Annotated in this window: 26 protein-coding genes and 1 tRNA gene; 15 read left to right on the top strand and 12 right to left on the bottom strand. The window is 68.7% G+C overall.

Annotation, left to right across the window (positions count from 1 at the left end):
- Nucleotides 1-88 precede the first annotated feature (88 nt).
- The 3 genes from ACH4S7_RS11215 to ACH4S7_RS11205 form a co-directional block, all read right to left on the bottom strand.
- A complete protein-coding gene (locus ACH4S7_RS11215; protein ID WP_398520872.1) occupies nt 89-553 on the bottom strand; it encodes a hypothetical protein in 465 nt (154 codons plus the stop codon).
- 1 nt (nt 554) lies between these two features.
- Complete coding sequence (locus ACH4S7_RS11210) at nt 555-1460, bottom strand: TIR domain-containing protein (RefSeq protein ID WP_398520871.1); 906 nt, start codon at nt 1458-1460, stop codon at nt 555-557.
- Nucleotides 1461-1828: 368 nt separating this feature from the next.
- The gene (locus ACH4S7_RS11205) at nt 1829-2056 is read right to left on the bottom strand and encodes a hypothetical protein (RefSeq protein ID WP_398520870.1); all 228 of its coding nucleotides are present in this window, start codon (nt 2054-2056) and stop codon (nt 1829-1831) included.
- Between the two features lie 642 nt (nt 2057-2698).
- On the opposite strand from ACH4S7_RS11205, the gene ACH4S7_RS11200 reads away from it, so the two are divergent.
- A complete protein-coding gene (locus ACH4S7_RS11200) occupies nt 2699-3433 on the top strand; it encodes an HNH endonuclease signature motif containing protein (RefSeq protein WP_398520869.1) in 735 nt (244 codons plus the stop codon).
- 331 nt (nt 3434-3764) lie between these two features.
- Here the strand turns inward: ACH4S7_RS11200 and ACH4S7_RS11195 are convergent, their stop codons facing one another.
- The 4 genes from ACH4S7_RS11195 to ACH4S7_RS11180 are packed head-to-tail and all read right to left on the bottom strand — an operon-like array spanning nt 3765 to nt 5356.
- On the bottom strand, nt 3765-4154 hold the full coding sequence (locus ACH4S7_RS11195; RefSeq protein WP_398520868.1) for a hypothetical protein: 390 nt from the start codon (nt 4152-4154) through the stop codon (nt 3765-3767).
- Entirely contained in the window at nt 4151-4462 is a 312-nt protein-coding gene (locus ACH4S7_RS11190; RefSeq protein WP_398520867.1) for a hypothetical protein, read from the bottom strand. Before ACH4S7_RS11190 ends, ACH4S7_RS11195 begins: the two co-directional genes overlap by 4 nt.
- A 17-nt stretch (nt 4463-4479) precedes the next feature.
- On the bottom strand, nt 4480-4902 hold the full coding sequence (locus tag ACH4S7_RS11185) for an ATP-binding protein (protein ID WP_398520866.1): 423 nt from the start codon (nt 4900-4902) through the stop codon (nt 4480-4482).
- A 46-nt stretch (nt 4903-4948) separates the two neighbouring features.
- On the bottom strand, nt 4949-5356 hold the full coding sequence (locus tag ACH4S7_RS11180; RefSeq protein WP_398521352.1) for an NUDIX hydrolase: 408 nt from the start codon (nt 5354-5356) through the stop codon (nt 4949-4951).
- 117 nt (nt 5357-5473) lie between these two features.
- On the opposite strand from ACH4S7_RS11180, the gene ACH4S7_RS11175 reads away from it, so the two are divergent.
- The 8 genes from ACH4S7_RS11175 (at nt 5474) to xerC (ending at nt 11693) form a co-directional block, all read left to right on the top strand.
- The gene (locus ACH4S7_RS11175) at nt 5474-6262 is read left to right on the top strand and encodes a GntR family transcriptional regulator (protein ID WP_398520865.1); all 789 of its coding nucleotides are present in this window, start codon (nt 5474-5476) and stop codon (nt 6260-6262) included.
- Between the two features lie 199 nt (nt 6263-6461).
- Nucleotides 6462-6797: a hypothetical protein gene (locus ACH4S7_RS11170; RefSeq protein ID WP_398520864.1), complete on the top strand. Its 336-nt coding sequence runs from the start codon at nt 6462-6464 to the stop codon at nt 6795-6797.
- 1 nt (nt 6798) lies between these two features.
- Complete coding sequence (locus tag ACH4S7_RS11165; protein WP_398520863.1) at nt 6799-8091, top strand: FtsK/SpoIIIE domain-containing protein; 1293 nt, start codon at nt 6799-6801, stop codon at nt 8089-8091.
- 38 nt (nt 8092-8129) lie between these two features.
- Nucleotides 8130-8711, top strand: a complete 582-nt coding sequence (locus ACH4S7_RS11160; RefSeq protein ID WP_398520862.1) for a DUF2637 domain-containing protein — start codon at nt 8130-8132, stop codon at nt 8709-8711.
- Complete coding sequence (locus ACH4S7_RS11155) at nt 8708-8905, top strand: hypothetical protein (protein WP_398520861.1); 198 nt, start codon at nt 8708-8710, stop codon at nt 8903-8905. The genes ACH4S7_RS11160 and ACH4S7_RS11155 overlap by 4 nt, the downstream gene beginning before the upstream one ends.
- 178 nt (nt 8906-9083) lie before the next feature.
- Nucleotides 9084-10337, top strand: coding sequence for a replication initiator (locus ACH4S7_RS11150; protein ID WP_398521351.1), 1254 nt, complete (start codon nt 9084-9086; stop codon nt 10335-10337).
- On the top strand, nt 10327-10506 hold the full coding sequence (locus ACH4S7_RS11145; protein ID WP_398520860.1) for a helix-turn-helix domain-containing protein: 180 nt from the start codon (nt 10327-10329) through the stop codon (nt 10504-10506). The genes ACH4S7_RS11150 and ACH4S7_RS11145 overlap by 11 nt, the downstream gene beginning before the upstream one ends.
- Complete coding sequence (gene xerC / locus ACH4S7_RS11140) at nt 10506-11693, top strand: tyrosine recombinase XerC (RefSeq protein ID WP_398520859.1); 1188 nt, start codon at nt 10506-10508, stop codon at nt 11691-11693. Before ACH4S7_RS11145 ends, xerC begins: the two co-directional genes overlap by 1 nt.
- Nucleotides 11694-11770: 77 nt before the next feature.
- On the opposite strand, the gene ACH4S7_RS11135 is transcribed toward xerC, so the two are convergent.
- Together ACH4S7_RS11135 and ACH4S7_RS11130 are read right to left on the bottom strand one after the other, a co-directional pair.
- Nucleotides 11771-11844: transfer RNA gene (locus ACH4S7_RS11135), tRNA-Pro, on the bottom strand.
- 108 nt (nt 11845-11952) lie between these two features.
- Nucleotides 11953-12876 (bottom strand): metallophosphoesterase, encoded by a 924-nt coding sequence (locus tag ACH4S7_RS11130; protein WP_398520858.1) that lies wholly within the window; start codon nt 12874-12876, stop codon nt 11953-11955.
- Nucleotides 12877-13043: 167 nt separating this feature from the next.
- On the opposite strand from ACH4S7_RS11130, the gene ACH4S7_RS11125 reads away from it, so the two are divergent.
- Nucleotides 13044-13508, top strand: a complete 465-nt coding sequence (locus ACH4S7_RS11125; protein WP_398520857.1) for a GatB/YqeY domain-containing protein — start codon at nt 13044-13046, stop codon at nt 13506-13508.
- Nucleotides 13509-13670: 162 nt separating this feature from the next.
- Here ACH4S7_RS11125 and ACH4S7_RS11120 read toward each other — a convergent pair whose 3' ends face one another.
- The gene (locus tag ACH4S7_RS11120; protein WP_398520856.1) at nt 13671-15995 is read right to left on the bottom strand and encodes a transglycosylase domain-containing protein; all 2325 of its coding nucleotides are present in this window, start codon (nt 15993-15995) and stop codon (nt 13671-13673) included.
- Between the two features lie 482 nt (nt 15996-16477).
- Here ACH4S7_RS11120 and ACH4S7_RS11115 point away from each other — a divergent pair, with 482 nt between their 5' ends.
- On the top strand, nt 16478-16822 hold the full coding sequence (locus ACH4S7_RS11115) for a WhiB family transcriptional regulator (RefSeq protein ID WP_398520855.1): 345 nt from the start codon (nt 16478-16480) through the stop codon (nt 16820-16822).
- A gap of 448 nt (nt 16823-17270) precedes the next feature.
- Here the strand turns inward: ACH4S7_RS11115 and ACH4S7_RS11110 are convergent, their stop codons facing one another.
- Nucleotides 17271-18794 (bottom strand): ArsA family ATPase, encoded by a 1524-nt coding sequence (locus tag ACH4S7_RS11110; RefSeq protein WP_398520854.1) that lies wholly within the window; start codon nt 18792-18794, stop codon nt 17271-17273.
- Entirely contained in the window at nt 18791-19753 is a 963-nt protein-coding gene (locus ACH4S7_RS11105; protein WP_398520853.1) for an ArsA family ATPase, read from the bottom strand. The genes ACH4S7_RS11110 and ACH4S7_RS11105 overlap by 4 nt, the downstream gene beginning before the upstream one ends.
- A 141-nt stretch (nt 19754-19894) precedes the next feature.
- Between ACH4S7_RS11105 and ACH4S7_RS11100 the strand changes: the two genes are divergently transcribed.
- The 4 genes from ACH4S7_RS11100 (at nt 19895) to ACH4S7_RS11085 (ending at nt 22643) form a co-directional block, all read left to right on the top strand.
- Entirely contained in the window at nt 19895-20056 is a 162-nt protein-coding gene (locus ACH4S7_RS11100) for a DUF4177 domain-containing protein (RefSeq protein WP_356630092.1), read from the top strand.
- Nucleotides 20053-20523, top strand: a complete 471-nt coding sequence (locus ACH4S7_RS11095) for a RidA family protein (protein WP_398520852.1) — start codon at nt 20053-20055, stop codon at nt 20521-20523. Before ACH4S7_RS11100 ends, ACH4S7_RS11095 begins: the two co-directional genes overlap by 4 nt.
- A gap of 250 nt (nt 20524-20773) precedes the next feature.
- Nucleotides 20774-21637: an NUDIX hydrolase gene (locus ACH4S7_RS11090; RefSeq protein WP_398520851.1), complete on the top strand. Its 864-nt coding sequence runs from the start codon at nt 20774-20776 to the stop codon at nt 21635-21637.
- A 175-nt stretch (nt 21638-21812) separates the two neighbouring features.
- Nucleotides 21813-22643, top strand: a complete 831-nt coding sequence (locus tag ACH4S7_RS11085) for an MBL fold metallo-hydrolase (protein WP_398520850.1) — start codon at nt 21813-21815, stop codon at nt 22641-22643.
- The last annotated feature ends 551 nt before the right edge of the window (nt 22644-23194 follow it).

Below are 23194 nucleotides of genomic sequence, written 5' to 3'. Positions count from 1 at the left end.
GGTTGAGGTACGGCACCTGGGCCCCACGCGATCATTGTGTGGGGCCCAGGTGCTCCCTCCGTATGGCTGCTGCTTCGATCATCTGAGTTCATACGGCGAAGACTTGACCACATACGAGGCAGTGATACGGGCCCGACACGTTTTCGGGCACCTTTACTGGCTCGTACGAGTGGCAAGGGGACGCAACGATGACCATGTCGTCGGGCTCGGTGAGAGAAGCCGGTACGTCCGGTGTGTCGATGCTGTCTTTGAGATCAAATCTCATGTGCTTGCTGCTGGAGCCTTTGAAGGCGTCCTGCAGCCCCTGCCCGATCTCTCGTACTGCCCCAGGAGCAATCGTGCCTTGGGCGTATTCGAGCTGTCCCTGAGTCCACCAGGAGTCCATCCCTGCCGGCTGCCCGCACAGAGGGCAGTAGTAGGACGCCGGAACGGGCTGCCCTTCGGCTTCCTCGTTCGCTGGGCCGTGGTGCCACTTGAACTGGCTTATGCAGTGCGGGCATTCCCGGCGGAGGAACCCGTCGTGGTCCAGAGGCAAGGTCAACTGGATGTCCATGTCAGGTCCCGCTCACGAACTCGTTGAGCGCGATCGGTGTCCCGTCGGCGGTCTTGGCGGTGATCGTGATGTGGAAGTACGAGTTTGAGCGAGACGCCATAGTGTCCGATGACACGCGCCCTACACGTACGGACTTGCCTGCGGGTAGCTTCGGTACGGGGAACTCATCAGCGTTTCGCGTGACGAGCCCAACCTCGGCATCCGCATCCACTTCAAGGTCGTACACGTCGCCCGGACCGTGGTTGGTGATCTCTACCTCGTCGATCTTGCCGCGCCCATGGTCGATGTACCGAGCGTTCAGTCGCGGCATACCCGAAGTCTGCGATGACGGCTGCTTGCGGCCCATCGGCAGCCCGCCGCCTGGCGGGGCAGGCGGGGTCAGGTCTCCAGCATCGTGCCAGTCTGTCCTGCTCATTCTCGTGGCACAACCTGCGGTCTGGAGTCGGGTCGCGAGCTCTTGGCGCTTCTTAAGGCTGTTGTTGAGTCGCACGACGTGGCGACCATGAATGTCGCTGAATACCTTCACCTGCCCGAGTTCCACGATGATCGTGCGATCTGGGTGGCGACCCATGGCCATGCCTGCTTCAAAGAGCACGTTTGGGCGGGGCTGCATCTGAGGACTGCACTCCGGGTCGCCTGGACGTGCCAGGCTCTCATGCAGGTAAGCGACATCGTCCGGCGTCTGGAGGACCACGACCGCTTGGGCGCTCGCGAAGACTGTGTCGAGAACCTCCCCGACGTAGGGCGAGCCTTTGCCAGTCATCTGGACGGCTTCCGACCACTCGATTGGATCGAGGCCAAGCGCCCGCAGGAAATCGAAGAGCGCTTTGCGGGCGAGTCTGTTGCGCCCGTGGATCACAAACACCTTGCGAGGGTCTACGCCGCCCTCGGCCACACCGTCTGCCATGTCTGCCTCACCACTCATGGTCGAGGGAACCTGTCGGGGTCGAAGCTAGCCGGAGGCACTGACAGTCGGGGCGAGTCCTTTCGGGAGCCGGTTTTCTGGACTCGGCTCCCAAACGGCTCCCAAGAGACCCAGCAAACGAGTCAGGGGCCTGACCCGCTCTCGCGGATCAGGCCCCTGACCTGGTGTTTCAGCTGTCGGGGTGGCGGGATTTGAACCCACGACCTCTTCGTCCCGAAGCAACTCGGGTGGGGACGCTGCCTTGGGCTGGTGCGGCTCTCACCTGCGCTTATGGTCCGCAGAAGTTCATGCTCGTCCGCTGCTGTGCGTCGGCGTTGTCACGCAGTTAGACACTCACCGCTGCCGCTTCATCAGCTCTTCGGCTGCTCGGAGATCTGCCACACGTATCTCTCGATGACCTGGGGCACGACACGTTGGGTGTCTTCGGCTTGTAGAGCTGCAACCAGTGCCTGGTGCACTTCCGTGTACGGCCGTCCGGTATGTGAGGTGCGGACGCCATCGACCGCCCGCTCGACCTTCGCGAGGTGTGCCGCAACGATCGGCATGGACTTGTCGTACTCGCTTGGGTCGGTGGCCATGCGCCCAGCCGACCAGCATCTCAGGGCTGGGGCAAGGATCACGTGGGCATGAGCTTGGGAATCAGCAATCCTTACGATCCGTCGTTGACCATGGTTCGCCGGTCGGTCTGGCACGACCACCTTCTGATCCGTAGCTCTAGCGGGATCGGTCAGCGACGGTCATACCTGGCGCGCCGAGGCCCAGAGGGATGCTGACGGACGGATGCGGTTACTGGGGTTGCGGTACCGCGCTGCTGTACCGCTCCGTCACTTGTCACGCCCCTTGCCCGGGGAGCTCGCAGCGGCTGATGCCGCATTGTGCTTGAGGCGAGTCAACGATAGCTGTCTCAAGTGATCTGAGTCAGTGTCAGTGGTGACTGGCATCATCCTGAGTGAGGCCCGTGCAGTCACACTCAGGAGGCAAGTTTGCCCAAGAAGAAGCGCAAGAGCCGTAAGGACCAGACCAGGCGAACTTCCCCACTCAAGCCCATCATACTTTACCACGACATGGCCGTGTACGAGAATTTCGAACGTTGCGCTCAAAGGATTGTGCAAGTCCTACACCTAGCTCAGAAGAGTAGGCCGGGGGCGCCGAGACGACTCCTCTTCAGGGTGCAGGGACACAGAAACAGCGAAGGAGGGTACGATCGCGACTCATGGGAAATGATTCGACATTTCCTGCCCGAAATAATCATGCCGCACCTAACGGAACTCACTACACCACTTTACGAGGCTCGAAATCCAGAAAAGCAGATCAACTTGGTGCCCGACCAGCTCCAGTTTTCTTACCCTGAGGGCGACAAGGGATTTTGGTATGACGTGGAACTGCTTCCCCTTCGCACTCGCGAGAGTAACCCAACTGGCCGGAAGACGCCCCCATCAAGACAGGCAATCGCTGACTACCTCGGCATGAGTGAGGCGTCATGCCTGGTGTGCTGGGGCGTCCCCGCCGAGCGTGCGCATGTGGTGCCTACCTCACTGGGCGGCTCGATGGATGTTCGCAACTTTGCACTACTCTGCGACCCACACCACAAGCAAGCGCCCGACATAGCCGATGCTGAAGCGTTCTGGTCATGGGTCGATTACGCAGAACTGCGAGACTCTGGCAGCAAGTGGGTCCGCGCCCCGGAAGACCTCAAGGAATGGCTACACGCACAGGGAGTCTCAACCGAGATGAAGTCACGGGAAGAATTGGAATTTCTCGCTGGAGTGAAGTTCGAACTTCGACTTCTTTACGGTTGGCCGGACTCCGACTTTTCCGCAGCTTCGTGGGATCTCACCGAGGAATACCATCGCGTATTGGACGCGGCGACAGGGAAGCACTTCGGCGTGGAGAAGAAAGTCGCTACGCATGCCTGGGCTTATCACATAGCCAAGCAGCGACTTGCAATGCGGTGATCGATAGGTCGGTGGAGCGGCTTTGGGCGGGAGCTGCCATGGGGCGAGAGGTCGGGGGCCCGTAAGCTTCCGCGACTCGGGCAGTCACTGGACCTGCCCGCAATAGCCCGAAGTGGGCCCCCGATCTTCGAGGCTCGCCCCATGGTGGCTGCGTAAAGCCGTGGAGCCGAACGCCCCAGCCCCCACCTGCCTTTCTCTGACGGTCGGTGTCCGCGCTCGGTGCGCCGCCGCCCGGCTGGGGGCAGCCGGGCGAAGACAGAGGCAGGCCCGCAGCCGGGGGCTGCGGCGCGCGCCGCGCTTGCGCGGCGCCTTGAAGGCGTAGGGAAAGTTGTTACTCGGGTTGCTGTGGGGGCTGGTTGTACTGCTCGGCGCAGGGTGGGAGGTTGATGCCTTGGCGGGTGGCCAGTTTGAGGAAGTGGACCGGGCGGACGGTCCATTGGATGGCGGTCTGGGCCTGGGTGATGGTGAAGGTGCGTGGTTCGCCGGCCGTGAGGGCTTGGACGGTGCTGCGGTATTCCAGGGAGAGCCAGTCCCATGCCGTGTCGAAGGCTTCGGCGTCGAGCGTGGGGATGAGTGCGCGTAAGGCGATTCTGATCCAGCGGACCGCCTGGGTGGCGGTCTCGACGTCGATGGAGGCGATCAGTAGCGGGGCGTCGCCGGTCGTGGTGTTCCGGGTCCGGCATTCGCACCAGTAGCCGGGACTGACTATGGGGGCGGTCATCGGGTGCATCCGGTGCGGCGGGCGGAGAGTACGTAGCGGGTGGCGTCGTCATGGAGCGTGAGTTCGTACAACTGGCCCTGCGTGAGGGTGCGTAACGCGCGTTCGTGTTCCGCTTCGTCGGTCAGCCACTGACGGCCCTGTTCCGCGTACGGCTCGTCCATCTGGTCGGTGATGTCCTGGGCGCGGTCGCGAAGCCACCGCAGTGCGAGGCGCGACGTGTTGGTCGTACGGGAACCGAGCAGATGGACCCGGACCTCCTCCGCACTTGGGTGGGCGGTGGCTTCGCACCAGTACCGCGGGAGGGGCATGGGCAGCCTGCCGGGCCTCACCACCGGTGCCCCCGGGCGTCGGTGAGGAGTTCCGCGGTGACGGTGTGCCCGTGGCCGTTGTCCCGGATGGCGACCTTGTGGGCGAGGGTGCTGACCATCTCCAGGCCCCGGCCATGGACCGCCGCCGCGTCGGCGGAGGTGACCTCGGGGGCGGTGCAGCTCTTCCCGGCGTCGGTGACGGACACCACGATCACATGGTCGGAGAGCGCGAGAGCGACATGGAAGATGCCGTCCTCCTGGCCGCTGGCCGTGTGCAGGAGAGCGTTCGTGCCCAGCTCACTCACGATGACGACCGCGTCGTCCGCGCTCGGGTGGTCGCTGAGGATGTCGCGGGTCCATCGCCGCGCTCGGCCGATCTCTTCCCGGAGACCGGGGCAGATCAGGCCCCAAACCCGAACCCTGCTCGTATACTCGTGCATACAAGTTCCTTCGTGCTGGTGGGCGGCCATGGACCGTTGGTGTGTGCTAGATGAGTTTCACGCCGTCATGGGCCCGGACGGCTGGCGGAGAGAGCGCGTCCAGGGCGTCCTGGACGCGGATCGCGTACGCCTCGTCGGCGAGTTCGGCGGCCTCGTCACGCGTGACCCAGCGCAGTGCCCTGGTCTCGTCGCCCGTGGTCGGCTGGCCCTCGATGGCGCGGCAGCGGAAGACGAGCGAGACGATCAGGCCCGTCATGTTCTTGTAGACACCGGTCAGGGTCGCCGGAAGCTCGATCTTGATGCCGGTCTCCTCCAGGACTTCGCGCTGGAGGGCGTCGGGGAGGGTCTCACCGGCCTCGACCACGCCGCCGGGCGGCTCCCAGTGCCCGTTGTCGCGTCGCTTGATCAGCAGGGCGCGACCGTGGTCGTCCACGATCACCCCGGCGACGCTCACGGAGTGGGGGCGCTCGGCAATGGTCACGTTCGGCATTCCTCGTCCCGGAGGGCTGGCTACGCTCTTCACCGTAGCAACACGACTCAGCTTCTTGTCTAGATATCCAAAGGAGTACACATGGCCGCTCTTGCATCCGGCCTGCTCGGCTCGCTGGACCCCACCAGTGACCGCGCCGTCTTCCGGCAGATCGCCGACCACCTGCGAGAAGCGATCGACAAGGGTCGTTTCGCGGAGGGTGCCAAGCTGCCCTCGGAATCGGAGTTGGTCGAGCATTTCAGCGTCTCCCGGATGACCGTGCGCAATGCGCTCTCCATCCTCCAGAGCGAAGGACTGGTCTCGTCCGAGCACGGCAAGGGCGTCTTCGTCCGGCCGCGACCGCCCGTACGCCGTCTCGCGTCGGACCGGTTCGCCCGGCGCCACCGCGAACAGGGAAAGTCGGCCTTCATCGTCGAGGCGGACGCGGCGGGCAGCCGTCCCGAGGTGGACAACCTGGAGGTCAAGGAGGAGCGGCCGTCCACCGACGTCTCCGCCCGACTCGGTGCGCCGCGTCGGGTGCTGGCTCGTCGGCGCCGGTATCTGCTGGACGGTCGGCCGGTGGAGTTCGCCACCTCGTACCTGCCGCTGGACATCGCCCGTGACACCCCGATCGCCCAGCCCAACCCGGGCCCCGGCGGTATCTACGGCCGACTCGAAGAACTCGGCCACACGCTCGACCACTTCGAGGAGGAGATCCGCGCCCGGATGCCGTCGCCGCTGGAGGTCAAGACGCTCCAACTCGCCTCAGGCGTGCCCGTCATCCATCTCATCCGTACCGCGTTCGACACCAAGGGCCGCGCGGTCGAGGTCTGCGACACCGTCATGGCTGCCGACGCATACATCCTCAACTACCACCTCCCCGCCAACTAACTGCCGGGAGTACGCCGGATGCTGACGCACCCTCGGGTCAGGCTCACTCGTACACACAAACACGCTTACTCGTATAGACGAGTGGGCAAGATCTGTGTCAGAGTGGGCCGCGTTCCTGCAAGACCTCCGACTTCGGTTGCATCTTGTCTAGACGACTAGGTGTTAGCTGGTTCGGGGGCTGATCCCGAGGAGACCTCCCGTGCGTTCCATCCGAGTCGACACGTCCACCGCCACCGTTCTACTGACCGAGGCCGCCGCGCCGAAGATCCGCGACCGGCAGACCGGCGAGATCGCCAAGGACACCGTGAGCGGTGAGGCGTTGATGAAGGTCGGCGTCGTCTACATCGATGAGGGCGAGTCCTCGCTCATCCACGTCACCGTCCCGGAGAGCGGTGTCACCGACGGCCTGATGCTGGGGGCGCCGGTCTCGCTGCCGGGGCTGGTCGCCCGCCCGTGGGAGTCGGTGTTCAACGGGCAGCAGCGCCACGGCGTCGCCTACCGGGCCGCCGCCGTCATCTCCGGCGCGGTGGCCTGACATGGCGGAACTGCTGGTGGTGCTGGTGCTGGGTGGACTGCTCCTCGTGCTGGCGGCCACCCGGTACCCGGCCCTGCGCTGGTCCCTCGTCGGGCTGCCACTCGCCACCGTCCGGGTGCTGATCTCGTACGGGGCGGTCATGGACTCCTGCGGCCTGGCTGTCGCCCCCTCCCGGCTGCGGGCGTTAGCCGTACGGGCGACCACGCGACGGCAGGTCCGACGCGTCCCGCCGCGACGCGGGATCGTCCGTCCCACCGCCACCGGACTGCGCTTCCGGCTCCGCCTCGCGCCCGGCCAGCAACCGGCCGATCTCGCCTCCTCCGCCGAACGACTCCGCCACGCCTGGGGCGTGCACGGCGTGTACATATCGCCGGTCAAGCCGGGGGTGGTCGAACTCCGGCTGGTCGGCGTCGACGTCCTCAAAGAAGTGCGGATGCCCAAGCCCGTGGCCGATGACCTGCGGGTGCCGGTCGCGCTGCGGGAGGACGCGTTGCCGTTCGTACGGGACTACCGCGCCATCCCCCACCAACTTGTCCTGGGCGCGACTCTGTCCGGCAAGTCGATGTACCTCCGCCACCTGCTCACCGGCCTCGCCCGGCAGCCCGTCGCCCTGGTCGGCATCGACTGCAAGCGCGGCGTCGAGCTGGCCCCGTTCGCGCCCCGGCTGTCCGCGCTGGCCACCGACCCGGACGAGGCCGCCGAACTCCTCCCCGTACTCGTACGAGAGATGGAGGACCGGTACGACCTGATCCGCGCCCGGCAGAGCATCGGACCCGGCACCCCGGACGAGGAGATCACCTCGGACATCTGGGGCTTGCCGGGGAGCGAACGGCCGGTACCGATCGTGCTGTTCGTGGACGAGGTCGCGGAGCTGTTCCTCACCGCCACCCGCAAGGACGAGGAACGACGCGACGAGATGGTCACCCATCTCATCCGCCTTGCCCAGCTCGGTCGCGCGGCCGGTATCTATCTGGAGATCTGCGGGCAGCGCTTCGGGGCGGAGCTGGGCAAGGGCGCGACCATGCTCCGGGCCCAGCTCACCGGCCGGGTCTGCCACCGGGTCAACGACGAATCCTCGGCCAAGATGGCGCTCGGGGACATCGCGCCGGACGCCGTGACCGCCGCGTGCTCGATCGCGCCGGAACGGCCCGGCCTCGCCGTCGCCGGGGACACCTCCGGGGGCTGGACCCGTATCCGCACCCCGTACCTCTCCCTCGCTGACGCCGCCATCTGCCGCGACACCGCCGCGCTGGTCCCGAACGTGCCCGCGCTCAAGCCCTTCACCCCCGCCTGATCCCTGCTGTGTTCCCGCTCCGAGAGGAGGGCTCCGCCATGCGCCGACACCTGGCCCGGATCGACGCCGTACTGATCCAAGCCGTGATCGCCGGTGCCCTGTCCTTCGCCCACCTGCACGACCTGGCCGCAGCGGCCGGACAGACCGGATGGAAGGCATGGGCCTACCCCGTCTCCGTCGATCTGCTGCTCGTCGCCTCCTGGCGGCGGCTGCGCTCCGGGCAGGCCACCGCGTCCGGCTGGTGTTGGTTCCTGACCGCGCTGGTCGCCTCGCTCGGCGCCAATGTCGCGACCGCCGGACTCCTCGACCTGGACGACGTGCCGGACTGGCTCCGCATCCTTGTGGCCGGCTGGCCCGCCATCGCCTTCCTCGGCGGAACCCTCCTGGTCCACGCACCGAAACAGGCGCCGACTGAGCCCGAGCCCGAATCGGAGCCCGAGCCTGAACCGGCCGTGAGCCCTGTCCCCGCCGCGCTCCTCGCCCACGCCCGCAAGGTCGCCACCGCCCACCAGGACCGGACCGGCGCCCCCATCGACGCCGACACCCTCCGCGCCCGCCTCGGCGTCCCGCTCCCGCTCGCCCAACAGATCACGACTCACCTGACAGGAGTCCGTACGTGAACGTCTCCCTGCCGCTCGTCCTGGTCCTGGGCGTCGTCGCCTGGGCCGCGATCAAGTTCCTCGGCGTCCGCCTCTGGGTCGTCGCCGTCGTCGCGCTCTTCGGCTTCTACCTCAACGAGACCTTCATCGGACCCGCGATCGACTCCGGCACCCGCACCGGTGTCGACATCGTCAACGGCACCGACCGCCGCTGAGCGGCCCACCGGGGCGGCCTCGATACCGCCAAGCATCCACCGCCCCGGCAGGCCCCAACCCCCTCGCCCGACATACTCCAGAGCAAGGAGAAGCACCATCTTCCCCCGCACCGCCCCCACCGCACCGCCGCTCGCCGAACTCCGCCGCCTCGCCACCTACGGCCAACTCCCCGGCCTTCTGCGTCAGCTCAGCACCCTCGGCGGCTGCCTCCGCCCCATCCGCCTCACCGGCCACCGCACGGAACACCACCTCGACACCCGCGCCGGCGAGATCGGCCCCACCGCCCACCACCTCGACTCGGCCAACCTCCCGGCCGGACACCTCCTCGTCCGCTGCAACAACCGCCGCACCACCCGATGCGCCACCTGCGCCGAGACCTACCGCCGCGACACCTACCACCTGATCACCGCCGGCCTGCGCGGCGGCAAGGGCACCCCGGAGAGCATCGCCACCCATCCCCGCGTCTTCGCCACCTTCACCGCCCCCGGCTTCGGCCCCGTCCACAACCGACCCACCGGCCGCCCCGCCTGCCGCTGCGGCACCACCCACCCCACCGACGATCCGGCCCTCGGCACCCCACTGGACCCCGACTCGTACGACTACGAATCCGCGGTGCTCTGGAACGCCCACGCCGGAGCCCTCTGGCGCCGGTTCTCCATCTACCTCCGCCGCGAGATCGCCAAGCGCGCCGGGCTCACCCAACGCACCCTCCGCCGCCACGCCCGGGTCTCCTTCGCCAAGGTCGCCGAGTACCAGCGGCGCGGCGCCGTCCACTTCCACACCGTCATCCGCCTCGACGGCCCCGACCAGACCGCACCCCCGGCCTGGGCCACCGCCGAACTCCTCACCGACGCGATCCACGCCGCCGCCCGCGCCGCGACCGTCACCGGGCCGACCCTCGGCGGCCGGACCCACACCTTCGCCTTCGGTCGCCAGCTCGACGTACGCACCATCCGCTCCGCCGACTTCGACACCGGCACGGAACTCACCGACCGGGCGGTCGCCGGCTACATCGCCAAGTACGCCACCAAGGGCGCGGAGACCGCCACCGGCACCCTCGACCACCGCGTCCGATTCCTCGCCGAACTCGCCCACACCGACCTCACCACCCACGCCCGCCGCCTGATCCAGACCTGCTGGGACCTCGGCGCCCGCCGCGACCTCGAACACCTCCGGCTCCGCGCCTGGGCCCACATGCTCGGCTTCCGAGGCCACTTCTCCACCAAGACCCGCCGCTACTCGACCACCCTCGGAACCCTCCGCCGCGCCCGCGCCGAATGGCGACGCCTCCAGACCGCCATCACCCGGGGCGACGACGACACCACCCTCGTCCTCTCCCGCTGGGACTACGCCGGAACCGGCCTCACCGACGGCGAACGCTGGCTCACCGACGTACTCCAGACGGGCAAGGAGGCGGCCGATGGCGGATGAACTGCTCACCGTTCCGGAGGTGATGGCCCGGCTCAAGCTCGGCCGGACCACCGTCTACGACCTGATCCGCACCCATCGGCTGGCCTCCATCCGCGTCGGGCGTGCCCGCCGTGTCCCGGTCCAGTCAGTCCGTGACTTCATCGCCGTTGAGCTGAGGGGGGCTGCCTGATGCCGAAACGACGCAGCCGGGGTGACGGCGGTCTGCACTGGGACGACAAGCGTCAGCGTTGGATCGCCACGGCAAGCCTCGGGTTCGATCCGCGCGGCAAGCGGATCGTGAAGCGGGCGAGCGGGACAACCAAGACGGCGGCCAAGACCAAGCTGAAGGAGATTCTCCGGGACTACGAGGACGGCCTTGCCATCGCTCCGACCGGCTACACGGTCAAGGACGCGGTGACGGACTGGCTCGCGTACGGCCTCGCGGGTCGGGATTCCGGCACGGTCGAAACGAACACGATCCTGTGCAACACCCACGTCATTCCGGCTCTGGGCGCCCGGAAGCTCCGCGATCTCAGTGCCGACGACGTCGACAGGTGGCTTGCGGACAAGGCCAAGGTGCTGAGTACGCGCTCCCTGGAAGCGATCCGCTCGTGTCTGAACCGCTCGGTGAAGCGCGGCATGGCCCGGGACAAGGTGAAGCGGAACGTCGTGGAACTGTGCTCGGTGCCTGCCGGGCGTCCTGGTCGGCCCTCCAAGTCCCTGACGCTCAAGCAAGCGGAAGCCGTGCTCGTCGCGGCCGAGGACTCACCGCTGTACGCGTACTTCGTGGTGTCGCTGCTCACCGGCGGCCGTACGGAGGAGATGCGGCCCCTTCGATGGGACCACGTTGACCTTGCGGGAGATCCGCACGCCGTTCCCGAGATCCCGCCGCACGTCGCAGTATGGCGCTCGGTCCGCAGCACGGGGGAGACCAAGACGAGGAAGTCACGCCGCACCCTTGCCCTGCCCGGCCGCGCCGTCGACGCGCTGAAGATCCAATGGGAGCGCCAGGGCTGGCAGCGTGTCGCGGCCGGTGATCAGTGGCAGGAGAACGGGCTCGTCTTCACCTCGGCCGTGGGTACGGAGCTGGATGCCGCGAACGTCCGGCGTGAGTTCCGGAAGGTGCTCGTGCGGGCCGCGCAGCTCCCCGGAATCGAGATCAAGCCCCATGAGTGGACGACGCGGGAGACCCGTACGTCCTTCGTCTCGATCTTGTCGGACCGGGGCATCCCGCTCGAAGAGATCTCCCGGCTCGTCGGCCACTCCAGCACGGCCGTCACGGAGCAGGTCTACCGGAAGCAGATCCGCCCGGTGATCCAGACCGGGGCCGTCGCCATGGACGGGATCTTCGGCACGCCACCGCCCCCGAAACGGTAGTCACGCAGTTAGTCACGCACAACGGATCAGGGCCGGTCTCCCCGAAGGAAAACCGGCCCTGATCTGCTATTTAACTGTCGGGGTGGCGGGATTTGAACCCACGACCTCTTCGTCCCGAACGAAGCGCGCTGCCAAGCTGCGCTACACCCCGATTGTCGCCACCGTGGCGGCGACATCGATTACTTTAGCCCACCCACGCTCCCAGGCGAAATCCGGTTTTCACCGCCCCGGGCACGGCCCGGGGCGGTCCGTCGTCCGGTCACTCACGCCCCACGAGCGTCAGCAAGGTCGCCTCCGGCGGGCAGGCGAAGCGCAGGGGGGTGTAGCGGCTGGCGCCGCAGCCGGCGGAGACGTGGAGGTGGGAGATGTTTCCCGCCGACTCGTGGGTCGAGAGGCCCTTCACCCGGGCCGCGTCCAGGTCGCAGTTGGTCACCAGCGCGCCGTAGAAGGGGACGCATAGCTGGCCGCCGTGGGTGTGGCCCGCCAGGATCAGGGGGTAGCCGTCCGCCGTGAACGCGTCCAGGGCGCGCAGGTACGGGGCGTGGACGACCGCGACGGAGAGGTCGGCGTCCTGTTCCGGGCCGCCCGCGACATCGTCGTAGCGGTCGCGCTTGATGTGCGGGTCGTCGAGGCCGGTGAAGGCCAGCTCGTACCCCTCCAGCTTCAGCCGGCCCCGGGTGTTGTTCAGGCCCACCCAGCCCGCCGCGTCGAAGGCGTCGCGCAGGTCCTGCCACGGGTTGTGGACCACGCCGGTGGCGGGGGCGTTGCCGTTCAGGCCGTGGCGGCCCTGGGACCTCTCCAGCAGGTACCGGGCGGGGTTGCGGAGCGTGGGGCCGTAGTAGTCGTTCGAGCCGAAGACGTAGACGCCCGGGAACTCCATCAGCGGGCCCAGTGCGTCCAGCACCTCGGGCACGCCCTCCGGGTCGGACAGGTTGTCCCCCGTGTTCACCACGAAGTCCGGACGCAGGCCGGCGAGGGACTGGAGCCAGGCGCGCTTCTTGCGCTGACCGCTGACCATGTGGATGTCCGCGACATGGAGGACGCGCAGCGGACCCATGCCTCTGGGGAGCACCGGGACCGTCAGCCGTCGAAGGCGGAAGGAGCGGGCTTCGAGTGCGGCGTAGGCGATGCCGGCAACGCCGACCGCCGTGATTCCCAGGGGTACTCCATAGCGTGCGCGCATACTTCCATCGTTGCAGACCTGCCGGTACGCCCGTGCGGGTGGGCCGTCTTTTTGATCTTCGTACGGGGGTGGGTGGGCCTCTCGGGAGCGCGTCGCGCCGACGTACCCGCCCCCACCCCGACAAATGCCCACGCGCGGGCGTTCCCCCACCTGCCACACTGACCCGTATGACCACGCTCAAGTCCAAGCTCAAGGAAGACCTCACCGCAGCGATCAGGGCGCGCGACGAACTGCGCTCGGCCACGCTCCGACTGACCCTCTCGGCCATCACCAAGGAAGAGGTTTCGGGCAAGACCGCCCGCGAGCTCTCCGACGACGAGGTGCAGAAGGTGATCGCCCGGGAGGCGAAGAAGCGCCGTGAGGCCGCCGACGCCTTCGCCCAGGGCGGTCGGCCGGAGCAGGCCGAGCGGGAGAAGGCGGAGGGTGTCCTCCTCGACACCTATCTGCCGCAGCAGCTCTCGGACGACGAGCTGGAGCAGATCGTGACGCGGGCCGTCGCGGAGGCCAGGGCCGGGGGCGCCGAGGGGCCGCGGGCCATGGGCGCCGTGATGAAGATCGTGAACCCGCAGGTCACCGGTCGGGCCGAGGGTGGCCGGGTGGCCGCGGCGGTGAAGCGACTCCTCGCCGGCTGACCGGGCGGGCCAGAGCGGGACGGCGCGAGCCCGGGACCGGTACGCGGGCGCCTGCGGGATCGCGGCCGATCATGTACGGAGGGGAGGGCCCGGGTCATACGACCCGGGCCCTCCCCTCCGTCTGTCCGCTACGGGAGCACGGCCCCGCTCTCCGCCACGGGATCAGTCCTGGCCGGTGTCGCTCTCCTGGCCCTCGCTCTCGGCGCCGCCGAGCAGATCGGCCGGTACCGACATGCCGGGCCACGGCTCATCGCTGCCGCCGTTGCTCCGGCCGCCGCGGTCGTCGCCGGACCTGCCGTCCTCCTGGTCGCGGTCGCGGCCACGATCGCGGTCCCGGTCCCGGTCCCGGTTGCCCTCACCGTCGCCGTTCCCCTCGCCGTCACCGTCCCCGTCGCCGCCACCGTCGGAGCCACCCTCCTCGGGCTTCGGCGCGTCCGGGATCGTCACCGTGCTGAACGGCGGGGCGTCCTCGCCCTCCAGCGCCCCCGACATGGCGTCCCGCCAGATCGGTCCGGGCACCTGACCACCGAAGACCTTGTCGTGGTACCTGCCGCCGATGGTGATGCCCTCCATCTTCACCTGCTGCGTGGGGCTGCCCACCCAGACGGCGCCGGAGAGGTTCGGGGTGTACCCGACGAACCAGGCGTTCCGCCGCTCGTCCGTCGTACCGGTCTTACCCGCGTTGTCGCGGCTCTTCAGACCGGCCTCCTTGCCCGTACCGGAGTCGACCACACCACGCAGCAGCGTGTTGATGGTGTCCGCGGTCCGCTCGGTCATCGCCCGCTTGCAGTTGCTCTTCGGCACGGCCAGGCTCTTGCCGTCCTTGCTGATCGACTCGATGGCCGTCGGCGTGCAGTACGTGCCCCGGTTGGCGAAGGCCGCGTACGCGCTGGCCATCACGACCGGGGACATGCCGTCGGACCCCAGCGTCATCGCCGAGGGCGAGGCCGGGAGCTTGGTGCCGTTGCCCTGCACCAGCCCGAGCTTGTCCGTCATCTCCTCGACGGGGCAGAGCCCTATGTCCTGCACCATCTGGACGAAGTACGTGTTGACGGACTTCTCCATGGCTTCACGGAGCGCGTACGGGCCGACCTCGGACTCGTTCTCGTTCTCCAGCTTGAAGCCGCGGTTCAGCCAGTCCTTGCCGCTGCAGGTCGAGATCCGGTCCGGATACTGCATGCTGAACGGCGCCGAGTAGGACTGTGACGCCGGCTTGCCCCGCTCTATGGCCGCCGCCGCGACGAACGGCTTGAAGGTCGAACCGACCGGGAAGCCGTAGTTCGACCCGCCCATCTTGGAGTCGGCCGAGTAGTTCATCTGGGTCTCGTTCTTGCCGAACCCGTACGGACGGGACTGGCCCATCGCCACGATCTTGCCCGTCCCCGGCTGGACCATGGTCACCGCGGTGGCCACCTTGTCCGACTGGTAGACGTGCTTCTTCATCGACTCCTGCGCCGATTCCTGCGCCTTCGGGTCCAGCGTCGTCTTGATCGTCAGGCCGCCCTGGTTCCAGACCGTGGCCCGCTCCTCCTTCGTCTTGCCGAAGATCGGATCCTGCTTGAACACCTTCTCGACGTAGTCGCAGAAGAAGCCCGCGCCGTTGACGGCGGTGATGCAACCGTTCTTCGGCCTGCTCACCTTGAGGTTGAGCGGGGTCGCCTTGGCCTGGGCGGCCTGGGCCTGGGTGATGTCGCCGACCTCGGCCATGCGCTGCAAGACGATGTTGCGGCGCTTGGTGGCCTCCTCCGCGTCATTGACGGGGTCGTACCGGCTGGGGGACTGGACGAGGCCGGCGAGCATGGCCGCCTCCTCCAGCTTCAGATCCTTGGCCGACTTGGAGAAGTAGCGCTTGGACGCCGCCTCGACGCCGTACGCCTGCTGGCCGAAGAAGGTGATGTTGAGGTAGTTCTCCAGGATCTTCTTCTTCCCCAGCTCCTCCTCGACCTGGATCGCGTACTTCAGCTCCTGGATCTTGCGGCCGAGGGTCTGCTGGGTGGCCGCGGCGACCTTCTCGGGGTCGTCGCCGGCCGCCTCCACGAAGACGTTCTTCACATACTGCTGGGTCAGTGTGGACGCGCCCTGGGCCACCCCGCCGCTCGTCGCGTTCTTGTTGAGCGCGCGCAGCACGCCCTTGAGGTCGATCGCGCCGTGCTCGTAGAAGCGCGAGTCCTCGATCGCGATGATCGCCTTCTGCATGTGCGGGGAGATCTCCGGGAGCTTCACCACCGTCCGGTCACGGGAGAAGACCGTGGCGATCAGTCCGCCCTTGGAGTCCAGGATGGTGGTGACCTCGCTGAGCGGGGGCCGCTTGAGGTTGGACGGAATCTCGTCGAATTCCTTGACGCTCCCCTTGGCCGCGAGCCCCAGCACCCCGGCTGCGGGCAGGGCGATACCCGCCAGTACGGCTCCGGCGAGCACGCTGACACCGAGGAACTTGGCGGCTTGTTGGGTCCCGGTCAGACCGCCGCCCGAGCGCTTCATTGGCATAGGGGCAGCCTACGTTCTCATTCGCCGGACACGCGTATAGGCATTGGCCTAAGCTGCTCTCAACTGTCACAGCAGTGCGGTTTTGTATCACGTTCGTAACACGGCATTCCCGGAATCCAGCGGCATGCCCCCGGCGCGGCCCTAGTCATGACGGTGACGGCCGCGAGGGAAGCGCAATCCGACGGTCGGCGTCCGAATTCAAGCTAAATAGACTTCATGTTCCGTCCGGTGGTCACCGTGACACGACTGAAGCATCCCAGGACCTGGCTGATGCATCCCGGTTCATCGGGAATGTCCTGTATGTCCGCAGGTCACTCCCCCGGGTGATCTGCCGCGTACGCATAGTCCGTTCGGGCCATTCAAGATTGGGCCCGAAGGGGGTGTTGCGCTGTGCCCACCTTCCGTAACGTCCTCAACTGGCAGCGCTGAATATGCCGCTGCCGCCGTGGGGGAGCCTCGATTCGGGAGAGGACGGCGCCGGGATGGGCTGGGTAACCGACTGGAGTGCGCAGGCAGCCTGCCGCACTACCGATCCGGATGAACTGTTCGTACAAGGGGCAGCGCAGAACAGGGCCAAGGCGGTGTGCACCGGTTGCCCGGTGCGGACCGAATGCCTGGCCGATGCCCTCGACAACCGTGTGGAGTTCGGGGTGTGGGGTGGGATGACCGAGCGGGAGCGGCGCGCGCTGTTGCGTAGACGTCCCACGGTCACCTCCTGGCGCAGACTCCTCGAAACCGCGCGCACCGAGTACGAACGCAGCGCGGGCATTCTGCCGGTGGGCCTCGACAGCGACGAGACCTATGTGACGTACGCGGCGGTGGGGTAGTCCGCCCGCCCGCGTATGCCGGGCCCCGCCTCGCGTGGGCCCGTGATCCATGAACGCTCGTGCCCCATGAGCGTCCGTACTCCATGAGCGCTGCCGCGACGCTGGTTCATGGATGGTGCCGCACGGTGCGTAGACCGTAGTGGGCGTGCCCAACTGTGTGCTGCTGCTGTGCTGTGTGTTGGCGAGCTGTGTGTTGATGCGCGGTGTATCAGCGCGCAATGTGCTGGGGTGCTGCGTATCGGCGAGCTGTGTGTCGGAATGGCGTGTGTCGGCGTGTCGGCGTCCTGGGTACGGGGCGTCCGTACGCGGTCGGCGGGTGTTGTCGCGCCCCGCCGTCGTCGAAGTCGTCGATGTCACGGTGTGGGGAGACGGGCCGCGGTCACTCGTTTCCCCCTGATCGCGCTGATCCCGCTGATGACGGTGAAGTGGCTGACGGCGGTGAAGTGGCCTACCTGGCCGCGCCGGAGGCGAGTTGGTCGCCGATGGCCCGCAGTCCTGCCAGATCGTGTACGTCACCGGGCAGGGCGGCCACCTGGGCCACCGCCACCTCGGGGTGAAGCGCGGTGAAGCGATCACGCGTCCGCTGCTCACGTGCGAGAACCCGCATCCTTTCGGCGTGGAGCCGGAGCAGGCCCGCCGTCAATTGCTCGGTGGTGTACTGCCTGACGGACGCCGGCTGCTCCGTGGGTACGCTCCGGTCTGCCGCGTGCTCGTCCGCTACTGCCGACTCGTCCGCCGCGTGCTGGGTTTGATCAAGGCGCTGCTGTGGGGTGTCGCGATGCTCGGGGGTCTGGTGCGCGATGTGGTCCGCGGGCGGGGTTTCGGGAGAGGCGCCCGTGGTCTCACAGACACCAGTCTTCCCGTGCCCCTGATCGACAATGCCATCGGCGTCAAGATTTTCTGATCTAATTTCCGAGGCAAGATTTTCCGCCGCAGCGAGTGCTCGTTCGGCAGACAACCGCGCGGCACCACTGCCGTGGACCCGGTTGAGCACCAGCCCGGCGAGCGGCATCTCCTCCGCCGCCAGCCGCTCCACGAAGTACGCCGCCTCCCGGAGCGCGTCCCGCTCCGGAGCCGCCACCACCAGGAACGCCGTACCGGGCGCCTGCAGCAGCCGGTAGGTGGCGTCAGCCCGGGTGCGGAAGCCGCCGAACATCGTGTCCATGGCCGTCACGAAGGTCTGGACGTCCCGCAGCAACTGACCCCCCAGCAGCTTGCCGAGGGTTCCCGTCATCATCGACATGCCGACATTGAGGAACTTCATCCCCGCCCGGCCGCCCATCTTCGCCGGTGCCACCAGCAGCTTGATGAACTTCCCGTCCAGGAACGACCCCAGCCGCTTCGGCGCGTCCAGGAAGTCCAGCGCGCTGCGCGACGGGGGAGTGTCGACGACGATGAGGTCCCACTCGTCCCGGGCCCGTAGCTGGCCCAGCTTCTCCATCGCCATGTACTCCTGCGTGCCCGCGAACCCGGCCGACAGGGACTGGTAGAAGGGGTTCTCCAGGATCGCGCGGGCCCGTTCGGCGTCGGTGTGCGCCTCGACGACCTCGTCGAAGGTCCGCTTCATATCGAGCATCATGGCGTGCAGTTCTCCGGCGGGCCGCCCATCGGGCACGTCCGAGGCGTCGGCGTCGGCGGCGGTGCCGGCGTCCGGGGCCGGGTCGGACGCGGGCTTGGACATGGACGCGGACGTTGGCGCGGTGGCAGTGGTGGCGCCCCGGTCCTCTATGCCCTTCACCCGGCGCGGAGTGTTGTCCAGCGAGTCGATCCCCAGCGACTGGGCCAGCCGCCGGGCCGGGTCGATGGTCAGCACGACGACCCGGCGCCCGCGCTCCGCCGCCCGTACCCCGAGCGCCGCCGCCGTCGTCGTCTTCCCGACACCGCCCGAGCCGCAGCACACGATGATGCGGGTGGCCGGATCATCGAGGAGCGGGTCGATTTCGAGCGGTGTCACCGACGAGTCCAGGGTCATGAACCGGTCCCTTGCTTCCGCAGTTCCTTCGCCAGTTGATAGAGCCCGGCGAGATCGACGCCCTCGCTGAGCAGCGGCAGCTCGTACGACGGCAGCTCCAGCCGGCTCAGCGCCGACCGCTGCTCCCGCTCCAGCTCCACGCGCTCCGCGTGATCCACCGCCTGGTCGAGCAGGGGGGTGACGAGGCCCGCCGCGCCGCTCACCCCGGCCGCCGTCAGTGCTTCGGCGATGTCCGCGCGCCGCTCGCCCGCCGCGGTGCGCACCGCTTCCTCGTCCAGGATGTGCGGGCGGACCATGTTCACGATCACCCCGCCGACCGGGAGATCGGCGGCACGCAGCTCGGCGACGCCGTCCGCGGTCTCCTGGACCGGCATCTCTTCCAGCAGCGTCACCAGATGCACCGCCGTCTGCGGGGACTTGAGCACCCGCATCACGGCCTGGGCCTGGTTGTATATCGGGCCGAACTTCGCCAGCCCGGCCACCTCGTCGTTCACATTGAGGAACCGGGTGATCCGGCCGGTGGGCGGGGCGTCCATGATGACGTAGTCGTACGCGTACCCGCCCTGCTTGGTCCGGCGGCGGACGGCTTCGCACGCCTTGCCGGTCAGCAGGACGTCCCGCACCCCGGGCGCGATGGTCGTCGCGAAGTCGATGGCGCCGAGCTTCTTGAGGGCGCGGCCCGCGCTGCCGAGTTTGTAGAACATCTGGAGATAGTCGAGGAGTGCCCGCTCGGCATCGATGGCCAGGGCGAACACCTCGCCACCGCCCGAGGCGACGGCGATCTTCCGCTCCTCGTACGGAAGCGCTTCCGTCTCGAAGAGCTGCGCGATGCCCTGCCTCCCCTCGACCTCGACGAGGAGAGTCCGCTTTCCCTCGGTCGCGAGGGCGAGCGCGAGGGCGGCGGCGACCGTGGTCTTACCGGTGCCGCCCTTGCCACTGACGACCTGGAGCCTGCTCACACATTCGAGCCTAACCAGTCGAGGCGCGCCCTACGCACGAGGAAGGTGCGGGCTGCGTCACGCCGGCCGGCCCGCGTCGCCCGGTCGCCGCCGTGGGCGGTGGGTGCGGAACGGCCACGGCCTCCGGCTACAGTCGCCTCCATGACCAAGTGGGAATACGCGACCGTGCCCCTTCTCGTGCACGCGACCAAGCAGATTCTGGACACCTGGGGCGAGGACGGCTGGGAGCTCGTCCAGGTCGTTCCCGGCCCGAACAACCCCGAGCAGCTCGTGGCGTATCTGAAGCGGGAGCGGGCGTCGTGAGCGGCGCCGTCGAGGCCAGGCTCGCCGAGCTGGGCCTGACGCTGCCCGACGTCGTACCGCCGCTGGCCGCCTATCAGCCGGCCGTGATCTCGGGGCCGTACGTCTACACGGCCGGCCAGCTACCGATGGTGGAGGGCAAGCTTCCGGTCACCGGCAAGGTGGGCGCCGAGGTCACCCCCGACGAGGCCAAGGAACTGGCCCGCACCTGTGCGCTGAACGCGCTGGCCGCCGTGAAGTCGGTCGCTGGTGATCTGGACCGGATCGCCCGGGTGGTGAAGGTCGTCGGGTTCGTGGCGTCCGCCTCCGACTTCACCGGCCAGCCCGCCGTCCTCAACGGGGCGAGCGAACTGCTGGGCGAGGTCCTCGGCGACAAGGGTGTGCACGCGCGCAGCGCGGTGGGCGTCGCGGTCCTCCCGCTGGACGCGCCCGTCGAGGTCGAGATCCAGGTGGAACTCGTCCAGGACTGAGCCAGTAGGCCACGTCCGCAGGACTGAGCGAGTGGGCCGCCCTTCTCCGGAAGGGCCATCGGCACCAGGAGCGGCCGGCCCCGCCGCCACCGACAGATCGGTGGCGGCGGGGCCGGCCTCTTTCCGGGGCGGGGGGACCGGTGCTCCCGCTGTCCCGCCCACGGCCGGCGGCGGGGGCACGGCGGGGGCGGCCCTCGGTGGAGGGCTGTGCCCTCTCGAACATCCACCGGTGACCGTTTACCATCCGCCCATGTCCCAAGGTCAGTGGTACCCACCCGAGTGGCCGGACCGGATCCGCGCACTCGCGCGCGGCGATCTCACGCCCGCCGCCCCGAAGCGGGCCGCCACCGTGATGCTGCTCCGTGACACGGCGGACGGCCCCGCCGTCCATATGCTGCGCCGACGCGTCTCCATGGCCTTCGCCGGAGGCGCGTACGCCTATCCGGGCGGTGGCGTGGACGATCGCGACTCCCGGCCGGTCCGCTGGGCGGGGCCCCCGCTCGCCGTCTGGGCCGCCCGGCTCGGGGTGGATGAGGCATCGGCGCAGGCCGTGGTCTGCGCGGCGGTCCGGGAGACGTACGAGGAGGCGGGTGTCCTCCTCGCGGGCCGCACCCCGGAGACGGTGATCGGCGATACGACGGGCGAGGACTGGGAGGCCGACCGGCAGGCGCTGGTCGACCGGACCCTGTCCTTCGCGGACTTCCTGGACCGGCGCGGGCTGGTGCTGCGTTCGGACCTGCTGGGCGCGTGGGCGCGCTGGATCACCCCCGAGTTCGAACCGCGCCGCTACGACACCTGGTTCTTCGCCGCCGCCCTTCCCGAGGGGCAGCGCACCCGGAACGCCTCCACGGAGGCGGACCGTACGGTGTGGACGCTGCCGGCCGCCGCCGTCGCGGGCTATGAGCGCGGAGAACTACTGATGATGCCGCCGACGGTCTCCACGCTGCGCGCGCTCACCCCGTACGCGACCGCCGCCGAAGCGGTCGGCGCGGCGGACGGGCGGGACCTCGCCCCCGTACTGGCCACGGCGCGGCTCGTGGCCGGCGAGCTGGTGCTGAGCTGGCCCGGCCACGACGAGTTCACCAAGCGCATTCCGGCTGGCGGACCACGATGAGGCCCGGTGGGGCGCACATCAGGAATCCGCGGCGGGACGGTGGGGTACGGGGTACGCCCACCGGGGCGGGTACGCCGACGTCGACAGCCGCCGTGACAGCCGCCGTGACAGCCGCCGTGACAGCCGCCGTGACAGCCGCCGTGACAGCCGCCGTGACGGGCCCGGTGGCCGGGACATGACCGAAGCCGCCGCACTGCCCGGACAGCCCCGTGGCGGAGTGCTCTCCGGCCCCGCCACCGCCCGCGCGACCAATGTCCTCGCGCCCAACCCGTCGGCCATGACGCTCGACGGCACCAACACCTGGATCGTCTCCGAGCCCGATGCGGAGGCGGCGGTCGTCATCGACCCCGGCCCCCTGGACGAGGCGCACCTCCGGCATGTCGTCGCCACCGCCGAGCGGGCCGGGAAGCGGATCGCGCTCACCCTGCTGACCCACGGTCACCCCGACCACGCCGAGGGCGCGGGGCGCTTCGCCGAACTGACCCGTACGAAGGTCCGCGCGCTCGACCCCGCGCTGCGCCTCGGCGACGAGGGGCTCGCGTCGGGCGAGGTGATCGAGGTGGGCGGTCTGGAGCTGCGGGTGGTGTCGACGCCGGGCCACACCTCGGACTCACTCTGCTTCCAGTTGCCCGCCGATCGCGCCGTGCTGACCGGGGACACCGTCCTCGGGCGCGGTACGACGATGGTCGCGCATCCGGACGGCCGGCTCGGTGAGTATCTCGATTCGCTGCGCCGGCTGCGCTCGCTGACGGTGGACGACGGGGTGCGTACCGTCCTGCCGGGCCACGGGCCCGTACTGGATGACGCGCAGGGCGCGATCGAGTTCTATCTGGCGCACCGCGCGCACCGGCTGGCTCAGGTGGAGACCGCCGTCGAGAACGGTCATCGCTCGGCGGCGGACGTGGTGGCGCTGGTGTACGCGGATGTCGACCGCTCGCTGTGGCCCGCGGCGGAACTGTCGGTGCGGGCGCAGCTGGAGTACCTGAGGGAGCACGGTCTGATCTGACCCGGCCCCGCACCCTTGATCCGACCCGGCTCCGCACCCCGGAGCGCCCCTGCCTGATCCTGCCCGATCCCGCGCTCCGCGCGCTTCCCCCGGGGCCGGGAAGGCCCGTACGGGAGCCTCCGGGGCGTACGGAGCCTTCTGAGGTCGTACGGGGCCGGGCGTACGGGGCCGGTACGAGGCAGGGCGTACGGGGCCGGTACGAGGCAGGTCGTACGGGCCGGTCGTACGGGGCCGCGCGGGCAAGGCCAGTGGTACGGGGCCGGGCGGCCTTCCGCGCGGCGCCCGGGCGGGTACGGCGAAGGGCCGTCCCGATGCCTTCCGGGGCGGCCCTTCGGTGTGTCGCTTGTCGTCGCACTGTGCGGGGGTGGCTGGCGGTGTCGCTGAGCTCTCGCGTCGCCGTGGCCGCCGCGTTCGTACGCCGGTGCGGCTAGGCCCTGTCGAGCGGTCTTGTCGGGCCCGCGACGGACTGCGACGGCACGTCCCCTAGGCCCGTGGGGCCTGGGGAGGCCCCATGCCTCGGCCCTTGCGGGCCCGGGGAGGCCCCATGCATC

The organism is Streptomyces sp. NPDC020965 (assembly GCF_044333555.1).
In the GTDB taxonomy this organism is placed as follows: Bacteria; Actinomycetota; Actinomycetes; order Streptomycetales; family Streptomycetaceae; genus Streptomyces.
The sequence above is the reverse complement of the archived record's forward strand: the minus strand, read 5'-3'. Positions and strand labels throughout refer to the sequence as shown.